The organism is Halomonas sp. 3D7M, from assembly GCF_014897885.1.
Classification (GTDB): Bacteria; Pseudomonadota; Gammaproteobacteria; order Pseudomonadales; family Halomonadaceae; genus Vreelandella.
This window is the reverse complement of sequence record NZ_JABUZF010000210.1, coordinates 8196-18889: the sequence shown is the minus strand read 5'-3', so window position 1 is coordinate 18889 and position 10694 is coordinate 8196. Positions and strand designations below refer to the sequence as shown.

The window sequence follows — 10694 nt, the reverse complement described above, 5'->3', positions numbered from 1 at the left end:
AACGTCGCGGAATGGACGCTTACGCGCGAGATAAGCTTAGCGATGCAACGCTCATCGGATAACTTACGCCAGTTGGCGGGCTTAACCGCTGCGGCGCCGGAACTTGGAAGCGCGCTACAAGAGAATAACCAGGACGAGCTAGCTGATGTGCTCAGAGCACAGTGGCCTTCTCTGCAATTAGAAGCGGGGATTGATGAAATCTTTGTTTTTAATACCCAAGGGGCAAGAGTGGGTTACTCAGGTGCCAACGACCCGCTGATTGATCTGCCCATTCAAGGCTGGATAAGTAGTGTACTAACCACAGAGTCACCCATTACCACACTACGTTGCGCCATAACATGCCAGCAGTTTGCTGCGGTTCCTGTTCTTATGGAAGGCGCTAGCATCGGCATGGTCGTATTATCGCGCTCACTTGCCGATGTTACGCGACAAGCGAAAGAAGTCTCTAATAGCGAAATAGCACTGATGGTGACAGGGCGCATTACTGGCTCCCTCCCCACCGAGGCGCTTCTACTGGAAGATTGGAACGGCCATATTCTAGCGCTTACAAACCGTGACCAGACACTCTCTGTACTTCAACGCGCCTCTCAAGACGTCTTTCTGAATCAACTGGTTCACATGCCTTTCAGCCTTGAATACATGAACCGGTATTTTGAATTAAGTGCCGTATATATGGAGGAAGACGCCGACTGGCGCAGCACTGGGTATTTCCTACTTATTTCAGATATCACTGCTCAGATCGCCGCTATTCGTACAGCAACGAAGACACTACTTGTGGTGGGCTTAGTTGGCTGGTTAGCTGCCGAGCTATTACTGTTGATTATCCTATTGGGTCCAATGGATCGGCTACGGCGAGTCGCGGGCCTATTGCCTGCGCTGGCAAACGGTGAGTTTCGTCTTGTAAGAGATAAACTACCATTGCCTCGGCGGCATTTTTCTAATGAAATTGATCGGCTGGAAGATTCAACCCGTGAGCTTTCCCACCAGCTAGAAGCACTGGAACAGAGTGTCCAAGAACATAGCGGACAGCTAGCCGAACGCGTCGATGAGCTAGCCAAAGAGCGTGATTTTGTTAATAGCCTACTCGACACTGCACAGGTCTTTATTGTTGTTCAAAATAGCACTGGGCGTATCCAACTGATTAATGGCTACACGCTAGAAAGATTAGGGCTAAAAGACGCCGATATCATTGGGCGCCATTTCTCTGACATCTTTGATCAAAGTGCTCACTTGGGATTGCCTAGCAACAATGTGGATGAAGCCGACAGCGAAAGTAATGCTAATGGCAGCACCGTGACTCACCTCAGTGTTTCCAGCCAGGAAGAAAAGACATTTCAAACTCAGGATAGACGCTCTTTTACTGTCGTTTGGTACCACGCTTCTTTGGCCAACAGTAACAATCACGATGCCTCTAAGATATCCGTTGGGCTAGACATCACCGAACGTAAAGCTGCTGAGGCACGTTTAACATGGCTGGCGGAACACGATCCATTAACGGAACTCTATAATCGTCGCTATTTCCAAGATGCCTTGCAGCGCACTATCGCTAATCAAGCCAAAGGCGCTGTTTTGCTACTAGACCTAGACCAGTTTAAAGAGATCAATGAGCTCAGTGGCCATCATGTAGGCGACCGTCTTTTACGCGAAGTTGCTGATACGCTTTTTTTAAATCTCAGTCAGCGAAGCATTATTGCCCGCCTAGGTGGTGATGAATTTGCCCTGCTGCTGGAAGATATTAGCAGTGAACAAGCAATTAACGTGGCTGAGTATATTGCTCAGTTACTGGACGGCCTTAGCTTTTCAGCCACAGAAAGAAAGCATCATGTTTCCGCCAGCATCGGTATCGCGCTATTCCCTGTTAATGGGCAGACACCGGCTGACCTGTTAGCTAGCGCCGATATGGCCATGTACAAAGCAAAAGAGAGTGGCAACCAGCATTGGTACCTTCTCAAGCAAGCGGAAAATGCTAAAGATGAGCTTCAAGAACGCGTCTATTGGGTAGAGCGACTGCACAAGGCACTAGAAAACGACGAATTTGAACTGTGGGCGCAGCCCATTGTGCGGCTGAAGGACCGCGATATTAAGCATTACGAAGTATTGCTACGTATGCGCAATGGCGATGGTAGCTTAGTCGCTCCGGGACAATTTATACCGGTTGCTGAACAAAGCGGTTTAATTGTTCAAGTTGACCGTTGGGTGCTGCGCCATAGCCTAGCAGCACTGGCAACGCTACAAAAAGAGGGCTTGTCATTGGCTGTAAATTTATCCGGCCAGTCTTTACATGATTTAGGTTTAAAACAGTTTCTGGCAGATCAATTAAAAACCAGTGGTGCTGACCCCCATCATCTCATTTTAGAAGTAACAGAGACGGCGGCTATTACGGATTTCTCAACAGCGCGCAACGTATTGCAAGCCTTAAGGGATTTAGGCTGCCGAACAGCACTCGATGACTTTGGAATTGGATTTAGCAGTTTTCACTATCTTAGTCAGCTCCCGGTGGACTATATTAAAATTGATGGCTCTTTTATTCGCAGCTTACTTATCGATACGGATAGCCACACGCTTGTCAAAGCGATTGCCGATATAGCAAGAGGTTTCGGTAAACAGACTATTGCTGAATTTGTAGATCAAGAAGCACTGATACCTGTTCTTCTTTCGTATGGCATTCAGTATGGACAGGGCTATCATCTAGGGAAACCTGAAAAAATTCGACTTTGGTAAGTGCCGCACTCAGAAGGAAGCAACAGATGCTAGCAGGGAAAACCACCCAAGAGAGTGAGTTTGACGATAAAAGTAATCATAAGGGGATGATTGACAAATTTATCGACGAATATCATTTTTTTATTGCTAACACCGACGACCAAAAACGGCGCGCCTTTCGCCTACGGCATGATGTTTTTTTAAAAGAGTTCAACTATGAGATGCATGAGGATGAGGCGCGTTTGTACGAGTCCGACGAGTACGATAATTACTCGGTTCATTGCCTGATAGAACACAAACGTAGTGGCATTCTTGCAGGGTGCGTAAGATTAGTCATGCCCTTTTCCGGTAACACTAACCCTCCTGATCATTTACCTGTTCAAAACCAAGGGGAGCAGTTACTAAACCACCCTACATTAACGCCGTTTAAGCTACCGCCCCTTGAAACGTGTGAAGTATCACGATTAGCCATTTCTAAAAATTTCAGAACACGAAAATCTAGCACCCCAGAAGAAGTAGCAGGTAATGAAGTCGTTTTATTTTCACAAGATGAGGCAAAGACATTCTCACTCGTCGCCCTGGGTCTTTTCTTATGCACCTACTCTATCGTTGGCTTAACTAATCGCCGACATGTTTTTGCAATGATGGAACCTCGCCTTCCCCGTTTATTGGCGATATCAGGTTTTAAGTTCACCAAAGTTAGTGAGCCGATTGTGTATCATGGTACTCGCCATGCTTACTACATCGACTATCATGTGGCGAAACAAGAGATGAGCGAGCGTCTGATCCCGTTATACGAATATATCGTAAAAACATTAAAGCCTCAGATCGCTCACACATTTATCTCTTAACGCATTTTTTAAAACCCGGCTCGTTCAACGATTTAAGAAAGCGCCGTTTGCCGAAAATCATGAACTGAAATGCTGGCGAATTTTTCTAGAAAAAATACCAGTGTTTCAGGATACTGAAAGTGGCGTTCAAATGTCTCTTGCCCGTTTTTGCCACGCCGCGTCACTTTGGCATGATATTGACTGCCTACCTTAGTAACGTTAACGCTATTTTCTTGTTCACCTTCGTAATGAACAGCAGATAAAGGCGAAGCGCTATCAAGCATTTTTGCAAGCTGCTTTGCAGCATCTGCCTCTACAGGCGTTGCCCATAGTGGCTGATCACGTTTTCCATAGTGAAACAGCACGATGACCAGCATTACGGAGAAGATACTGCTTGTTAGCATCCAGGTAAGTGCAATGCTGGAAACGGGAAGGATGAAGATCACCAGCATCTGACCTACTGCCATGACTGCCAGCACCATGGCTAAGGGCTGCCACATACGGGGATTCATAAACCCACGTTTGAGTACGTAGCCCCACAGCCCTATCACGGCGAGCACTCCCAACACGAGGTGAGCCACAGCAAACGGTGTTCCCCCGCCTGAGAAAATGGCCATTAGCCCGATAAGTGGAAACAGGCTGTAAAAAGCTGCTAGCAGGTAATAAGCGCGCTGAAGATTCATCAATAGCTCCTTTTATTGTTATCGGCACTGCTTTTGGCATGCAACCAGTATAGATGAACGCGATTATCGTGCAGCGCAAGAAACCTGCTCTTTTAAACGCCTTACCCCACGGTGATGAGCTGCTTCATGCTCCGCTCGTTGGTTACTTCATTTCAAAGCCACGCTTCGCTAAAAAGTCACGCATGTGAGGACGCAGTTTTGAATCGAAGAGCGGCGTTAGATTATGCGACCAGTCAGTCGTTTTGTTACCCGTGCTGCGTGTTTGGTAGTATGCCTGCATAGTGCTGTCAAACGCCTCGACTTGCTCAGTATCTTCACGGTAAGTATCTTCCTTGAGAATAGCCTCTACCGGTAGACGCGGCTTAACCTCAGGGTCATGGGCCGGATAACCAAGGCACATACCAAACACCGGATAAACATGGTCAGGCAAGTGCAAAAGCTCGCTGATCGCCTGAGGATTATTGCGGATACCTCCGATATAACAAATGCCAAGCCCTTCAGACTCGGCGGCCACTGCAACGTTTTGTGCCACTAGAGCAGTATCAACGGTGGCGACCAATAGCTGCTCTGTCATACCTCGTTCAACGTTGGCACCTGTCCGTTCAGACGCCTCTGTCGGGCGCTTCATATCCGCACAAAATACTAAAAAAACCGCGCTACTGGCGACATAGCCTTGGCCACCGGCGTATTCCGCGATTTTCTCGCGATTCGCTGAGTCGGTGACATTAATAATGGTGTAGGCCTGCACATGGCTTGATGTCGCTGCGGCCTGGCCCGCTTTGATGAGCTCTAACAGCAGCCCACGCGAAATCTTCTGATCGGTAAATTTGCGGATAGAGCGGTGGGATTGAAGCAGTTTGATAACATCATTCATTTCGTCTCGCCTCTTAATACTTGATATAACGGATATGACAACTAGAGTGCCCTGGTTCCATGCGTTTACTCCTGAATTCAGGCTTAACGCATGCTATTGATAGCAAGCTATACTAAATCAAGCCATTGGGTCCCCCTAAGATAAATAACGCCGCTAGGAAGCCGATAATGTCTAACACCCCTCTGACACCGCAAGGGCAGGAATGGAACGCCAGCCACTACGCGGAACACGCCAATTTTGTTCCCACGTTGGGAAGCGATGTAATGAAACTTTTAGCGCCACAGCCTGGACAGCGCATCCTGGACCTTGGCTGTGGTGATGGCGCGCTCACCGAGCGTATTATGCAATTAGGTGCCGATGTGCTGGGTGTCGATGCCTCCGCAGAGATGGTCGCCGCCGCCCAACAGCGCGGGGTCACCGCTAGGGTTGTCGATGGGCACCAGTTACCCTTTGACCAAGAATTTGATGCGGTCTTCAGCAACGCAGCGTTGCACTGGATGCTGGACCCGCAAACGGTATTGGCCGGCGTAAAACGCGCACTAAAACCCGGCGGGCGTTTTGTTGCAGAGTTTGGGGGGCATGGCAACGTGGCCGCCATTTGTACGGCGCTTATTGCCTCGCTGCAGTTTCGCGGCATTAGCTCACGTGGCCGTCATCCTTGGTACTTTCCCACCCCGGAAGAGTACACAAACCTACTTCAAACGGCGGGCTTTCATGTCGATTCTATCGAGCTAATCCCTCGCCCCACACCACTACCCACGGGTATTGCTGGCTGGCTCGAAACCTTTGCAAGCCCGTTTTTGCACGGATTAGAGGAAGACCTGCAGGTAGCCATTATTGATAATACGATTAACCTGCTCTCTCACAGTCTAAGTGATGGGCAAGGCAACTGGACCGCCGACTACGTCAGACTGCGGGTCTCTGCCCACGTGTGATAGCCTCGACGCCCAGAGGTTCTCACGCGAAAACCCCACCGTTAGTCAACGGTGGGGTTATTGATGACAACTCGCTACGCAGCAGTATCTTTCAGCGTTGCCATATCAATCACAAAGCGATAGCGCACGTCACCTTTCTCCATACGCTCAAAGCCCTCATTGATGTTGTTAATATCCAGCATCTCAATATCGCAAGTGATGTTCTGCTCTGCACAAAGCTTGAGCAGCTCTTCCGTTTCAGCGATACCACCAATCAGCGAACCAGCTACCACGCGACGCTTAAACACCAAATTGAATGCTTCAATAGCAGGCTCAATCGGTTCTAACAGGCCGACAATAATATGCGTGCCGTTATATTTCAGAGAAGTAAGGTAGGGGTTTAGGTCGTGCTGAACAGGAACGGTATCCAGCATGAAATCGAACGTTTCTGCGACAGCCTCCATTTGCGCCTGGTCACTGGATACCACTACGTGATCCGCACCATTGCGCTTTGCTTCTGCTACCTTGGCATCCGAGCGAGTAAAGACGGTGACTTCCGCACCCAGTGCTTTGGCCAATTTCACGCCCATATGACCGAGGCCGCCCATGCCTATCACGCCTACTTTGTGACCTTTACCAACGCCATGATGTTTGAGCGGTGAATACGTCGTAATTCCCGCACAGAGAATAGGTGCCGCGGAGGCTAGATCAATACCCTCTGGCATTTGCAGCACAAAATGCTCACTCACCACGATGGCATCTGAATAGCCGCCTTGGGTTAGCGTGCCGTCTTGGCGGTCAGGGCTGCCGTAGGTCATCGTAAACCCTTCCAGGCAGTATTGCTCCACGCCATCTTTACAAGCAGAACATGTGCGGCAAGAGTCGACCATGCAACCTACGCCGACTAAATCACCCGCCTTAAAACGTGTCACCTCATCACCAACAGCGGTTACACGGCCGACAATCTCATGGCCAGGTACCACAGGGTATTGACTCATGCCCCAGTCATCTCGGGCAAAGTGTAGGTCACTGTGACAAACACCACAGTAAAGAATTTCAATGGCAACATCATCTGGACGGGGCTCACGTCGATCAAAGGTGAATGGCGCGAGTGGTTTATCAGCAGAAAAGGCAGCATAAGATTTTGCTTGGCTCATGGAAACTCCTTAACAAGTATTCTGCAAAACGAGAAAGTGTTCCCATTATTCGCTGCTAAGCACCAGATAGCGATGAACGAAGCTACGTATTTTTTGCTCATTCCTCCATCAGAACGCAACAAAATAACAAAAAACCTCAAAAAAACATCATAATTGTCGTTTAGCTCTAATATGCACTCAGATTAGGAGTTTCTATGGTGGCCAACACCGAACTCGTCGGCAACGCACTCGCTGATTTGATCTCACCGCTAGTAACGAGGGATGGGCTAAGCGTGTCTCGGTTGCCCAGAGTGGGGCTACTGTGCCTTGGGCGGCGTCAAGAACGAACCCCGTTGATGTATGAACCTAGTCTTATCATCATCGCCCAAGGTCGTAAAATAGGCTATTTAGGCGATCGTGAGATTCATTACAATCCTGGCCACTATCTCGTACAAACCCTGCCGCTACCCTTTGAGTGTGAAACTCACGGCTCGCCGGAGGCACCTTTGCTAGGTATATCGGTGAAGCTAGACCCAGCGTTACTGAGTGAGATGGTCACCGCTATGGGCGATATGAGCCATTCACACCTGGCTCCTAAGCCGATGGCGTCAGTGGCGATGAATGACGGCATGCAAGCCGCGGTGTTGCGCTTGGCAAATGCATTACACGACGAAGTCGAGTGCATTGCCATGGGCGAAGCTAGGATACGAGAGGTGGTGTTTGAAGCGTTAAAAGGCGAGCAAGGCCGCGCCTTACGCGCACTGGTTAAAGGCCACGGTCACTATTCACGTATTGTGCAGGTACTATCGCAGTTGCATGCCCATTTTGCTGAGGACTTTACCGTCGACCAGTTAGCCCAGCAGGCCAATATGAGCATATCGACGTTTCACCAGCACTTTAAGCAGATTACACGTTCGTCACCCGCACAGTATTTAAAAAGACTGCGCCTACTTAAGGCGCAGCAACTGTTGTTGCAAGATAGCCACAATGTGAACCAAGCGGCACAAGCGGTCGGTTATCGCAGCGTGCCTCAATTTAGCAGAGACTATAAGCGCTACTTTGGCGCATCACCGCTGCAGCATAGGCGCCAGGAACAGGCCCTACGTGCTTAACCATACCCACTACTTCCCCCCACCTCGCTTGGATATTTTTCAGGACAGGTTTACTTGGCAAAAATCTGTCCCTGATCTTTAAACGCTTTAAACTCCAAGGCATTACCACAGGGATCGAGTAAGAACATGGTGGCTTGCTCCCCTACTTCGCCTTTAAAGCGAACGTATGGCGCAATCACGAAATCGGTATTGCGCGCTTTTAAGCGCTCGGCTAAGGCTTCCCACTCATCCCATTCTAGAATCACGCCAAAGTGCGGCACCGGTACATTATGGCCATCGACCGGGTTAGTGTGAGCACTCTGCTGGCCGGGTGTTTTCGGATGTTCGTGAATCACCAATTGATGGCCGAAGAAATTAAAGTCGACCCAGTGATCGCTAGAGCGCCCTTCTTCCAGGCCAAAAACGTCGTTATAAAATGCCCTGGCTAGGGCGACATCGTAAACAGGGATGGCGAGATGGAAAGGGGAAAGACTCATGGTTATCTCCTGTTGCAGCGCATTTATTCGTTGCGTTATTTGCAATGGTCAGCCGTATTACGCGGCCACTGTGTAGCCATCCTAGATCGCGCTATGCAAAAATAAAATCAATTGTTTTTTGACTCATTCACAAATATTTTTTATGAGTGTCCTTATGACAGTTCTTATGACAGAAACAGCAAATGATACGAGAACTTAAAACGCTAGTTGCCGTGGCACAGCACGGTACTTTTGCGGCGGCAGGCCTCCAGGTTGGCCTCACCCAAGCCGCGGTAAGTGCTCAAATGAAGCGTCTGGAAGAGGCCCTGGGCGTTGCGCTATTTGAACGCAGCGGCCGAACGGCGGTGCTTACTCAGCGGGGCGAAGAGACCTTGCTTCAGGCCCAAACTCTACTCGGGTTATACGCCACACTAGGCGCTTCACCGTCAGGCCAAGGGATTGGTAGCCGTGTCACTATTGGTGCCATTGCCTCTATTCAGCGTACCGTGTTGCCAGATATTGTAGCGCGCTTTCATCGGCAGTTTTCCGAGTGTCGCACCCGCATCGTGCCAGGTCTTTCCATGGACTTAATGAACCAGGTAGATGCGGGCGAGCTGGATATGGCTGTTATTATTCGGCCGCCTTTTTCGCTGCATAGCGATCTGCGTTGGACGCCCCTTGCCCACGAGCCGTTTCGCTTGCTTGTCCCGCGCGAGCTACCCGGTGATTGCTGGCGGGAGCTGCTAACCCACTCCCCTTTTGTTCGCTACGACCGCGCCTCTTTCGGTGGACGCCAAGTAGACCGTTTTTTAAGGGACAACCACTGCCAAGTTCGCGACCTGTGTGAGCTGGACGAGCTTGAAGCCATTGTGAAGCTGGTGGGTAACGCCGTGGGCGTTGCTTTAGTACCGCAACCGATAGCGCTAAAACGCTGGCCCCAAACAGTTCGCGCCATCTCGTTAGAAGCGCATACGTTTCATCGAGATATTGGGTTAGTGCATCGCGCTGTTGGCCACCTAAGCGAACCTGCCCGTGCCTTTACCCAGCTTCTAGCTGAATCATCACAGCAGCTCTAAACTGCCACCTGCAACAGCCATTGATAAGGAGATGTAGACCATGAACCCCGAAGACCTTGAGAAACTGGTAACGCGTACCATGCCCTTTGGCAAATACGAAGGCTGGCTTATTGCCGATTTGCCTGGTCCCTATTTGAACTGGTTTGCTCGGGAAGGGTTTCCAAAAGGAGAAATTGGTCAACTCCTGCATTTAATGCATGAAATTGACCACAATGGTTTAAGCGACTTGCTCAACCCGCTGCGCAAAAATTGAATTTTCTCAAAACTGTCTTCTCCTCAAAACTGATTTCTTTTCAAAACTAAGAACGACACCATTCGTTAATGGCTTGCTCACGTTCGGCATAGTAAAACGCTTCTTGCTGGGATGGCGCTGAAGGAAAACGCCCTAATTCCACGGCAAGCTCAAAAAAACCTGCCGCTGGAAGCCCTTTGCCACTTCGGCTAATCACAAGCGTTGCAATAAAAGGCTTTCCTGCGGCGGCGTCTTCTCTCATTAGCTGTTCAAGTGCCTGCGCGATACGTTGAATAGTCTTAGGTGGCGAAAGGCCTAGCGCATTCGCCGCTTGCTGATAGGTTATCGGTAAAGCACTGCTCGGGGTCGTCGCCAGTAACTCTCGCAAGGAGGGGGCTAATGCAGTCGCTAATGTCATGCTTGTCTTAATCTCTCAAATTATAAAAAGCTCAAGTTGTAAAAACTGACGTCCATTTGCGTCACAGCGAATACTTGCGTTACTGCTAACAGCAGCATAGTAGGGTGTCTTAGCCAACTCGTCTAACGAAGACAGATGACCTAGCGCAATCTATGCTAAGTAAATCAACATCGTATTCATAATGAGGGAAGAACTATGGCAAAGGAGCGCTCAGCTCGTTCGCGTAGAGGAGGAGTTTGGCCAACGCTACTAGCCTGGCTCAGT

The 10694-nt window shown here is 49.4% G+C and carries 11 protein-coding genes; 6 read left to right on the top strand and 5 right to left on the bottom strand.

Translation table 11 applies throughout. The features are described 5' to 3' along the window. Both INT22_RS11980 and INT22_RS11975 read left to right on the top strand, forming a co-directional pair. On the top strand, positions 1–2721 hold a 2721-nt coding region (locus tag INT22_RS11980; protein ID WP_193068280.1), incomplete at its 5' end, for an EAL domain-containing protein. Between the two features lie 26 nt (positions 2722–2747). Further along, positions 2748–3551, top strand: a complete 804-nt coding sequence (locus INT22_RS11975) for a PEP-CTERM/exosortase system-associated acyltransferase (RefSeq protein WP_193068279.1) — start codon at positions 2748–2750, stop codon at positions 3549–3551. Positions 3552–3583: 32 nt separating this feature from the next. Here INT22_RS11975 and INT22_RS11970 read toward each other — a convergent pair whose 3' ends face one another. Both INT22_RS11970 and nfsA read right to left on the bottom strand, forming a co-directional pair. Next, positions 3584–4213 carry a hypothetical protein gene (locus INT22_RS11970; protein ID WP_193068278.1) on the bottom strand — a complete coding sequence of 210 codons (630 nt, stop codon included), beginning with the start codon at positions 4211–4213 and terminating at the stop codon, positions 3584–3586. 142 nt (positions 4214–4355) lie between these two features. Beyond that, on the bottom strand, positions 4356–5087 hold the full coding sequence (gene nfsA / locus INT22_RS11965; RefSeq protein ID WP_193059834.1) for an oxygen-insensitive NADPH nitroreductase: 732 nt from the start codon (positions 5085–5087) through the stop codon (positions 4356–4358). A 167-nt stretch (positions 5088–5254) separates the two neighbouring features. On the opposite strand from nfsA, the gene INT22_RS11960 reads away from it, so the two are divergent. Continuing rightward, positions 5255–6022 (top strand): class I SAM-dependent methyltransferase, encoded by a 768-nt coding sequence (locus INT22_RS11960; RefSeq protein ID WP_193068277.1) that lies wholly within the window; start codon positions 5255–5257, stop codon positions 6020–6022. Positions 6023–6096: 74 nt separating this feature from the next. Here INT22_RS11960 and INT22_RS11955 read toward each other — a convergent pair whose 3' ends face one another. Beyond that, the gene (locus tag INT22_RS11955; RefSeq protein WP_193059832.1) at positions 6097–7158 is read right to left on the bottom strand and encodes an NAD(P)-dependent alcohol dehydrogenase; all 1062 of its coding nucleotides are present in this window, start codon (positions 7156–7158) and stop codon (positions 6097–6099) included. A gap of 194 nt (positions 7159–7352) precedes the next feature. Between INT22_RS11955 and INT22_RS11950 the strand changes: the two genes are divergently transcribed. Beyond that, positions 7353–8249, top strand: coding sequence for an AraC family transcriptional regulator (locus tag INT22_RS11950; protein WP_193059831.1), 897 nt, complete (start codon positions 7353–7355; stop codon positions 8247–8249). 50 nt (positions 8250–8299) lie between these two features. On the opposite strand, the gene INT22_RS11945 is transcribed toward INT22_RS11950, so the two are convergent. Then, the gene (locus tag INT22_RS11945; RefSeq protein WP_089039479.1) at positions 8300–8725 is read right to left on the bottom strand and encodes a VOC family protein; all 426 of its coding nucleotides are present in this window, start codon (positions 8723–8725) and stop codon (positions 8300–8302) included. A gap of 182 nt (positions 8726–8907) precedes the next feature. Between INT22_RS11945 and INT22_RS11940 the strand changes: the two genes are divergently transcribed. Together INT22_RS11940 and INT22_RS11935 are read left to right on the top strand one after the other, a co-directional pair. Then, positions 8908–9780: a LysR substrate-binding domain-containing protein gene (locus INT22_RS11940; protein WP_193068276.1), complete on the top strand. Its 873-nt coding sequence runs from the start codon at positions 8908–8910 to the stop codon at positions 9778–9780. 40 nt (positions 9781–9820) lie between these two features. Next, positions 9821–10033, top strand: a complete 213-nt coding sequence (locus INT22_RS11935; protein WP_038477229.1) for a DUF3820 family protein — start codon at positions 9821–9823, stop codon at positions 10031–10033. Positions 10034–10079: 46 nt separating this feature from the next. Here INT22_RS11935 and INT22_RS11930 read toward each other — a convergent pair whose 3' ends face one another. Next, positions 10080–10430: a hypothetical protein gene (locus INT22_RS11930; protein ID WP_193068275.1), complete on the bottom strand. Its 351-nt coding sequence runs from the start codon at positions 10428–10430 to the stop codon at positions 10080–10082. Positions 10431–10694 lie beyond the last annotated feature (264 nt).

Excerpts from the sequence above, each read along its gene's own strand:
- INT22_RS11955 (WP_193059832.1), bottom strand. The coding sequence starts at position 7,158 with ATGAGCCAAGCAAAATCTTATGCTGCCTTTTCTGCTGATAAACCACTC.
- nfsA (WP_193059834.1), bottom strand. The coding sequence starts at position 5,087 with ATGAATGATGTTATCAAACTGCTTCAATCCCACCGCTCTATCCGCAAA.
- INT22_RS11950 (WP_193059831.1), top strand. The coding sequence starts at position 7,353 with ATGGTGGCCAACACCGAACTCGTCGGCAACGCACTCGCTGATTTGATC.
- INT22_RS11945 (WP_089039479.1), bottom strand. The coding sequence starts at position 8,725 with ATGAGTCTTTCCCCTTTCCATCTCGCCATCCCTGTTTACGATGTCGCC.
- INT22_RS11940 (WP_193068276.1), top strand. The coding sequence starts at position 8,908 with ATGATACGAGAACTTAAAACGCTAGTTGCCGTGGCACAGCACGGTACT.
- INT22_RS11935 (WP_038477229.1), top strand. The coding sequence starts at position 9,821 with ATGAACCCCGAAGACCTTGAGAAACTGGTAACGCGTACCATGCCCTTT.
- INT22_RS11970 (WP_193068278.1), bottom strand. The coding sequence starts at position 4,213 with ATGAATCTTCAGCGCGCTTATTACCTGCTAGCAGCTTTTTACAGCCTG.
- INT22_RS11930 (WP_193068275.1), bottom strand. The coding sequence starts at position 10,430 with ATGACATTAGCGACTGCATTAGCCCCCTCCTTGCGAGAGTTACTGGCG.
- INT22_RS11960 (WP_193068277.1), top strand. The coding sequence starts at position 5,255 with ATGTCTAACACCCCTCTGACACCGCAAGGGCAGGAATGGAACGCCAGC.
- INT22_RS11975 (WP_193068279.1), top strand. The coding sequence starts at position 2,748 with ATGCTAGCAGGGAAAACCACCCAAGAGAGTGAGTTTGACGATAAAAGT.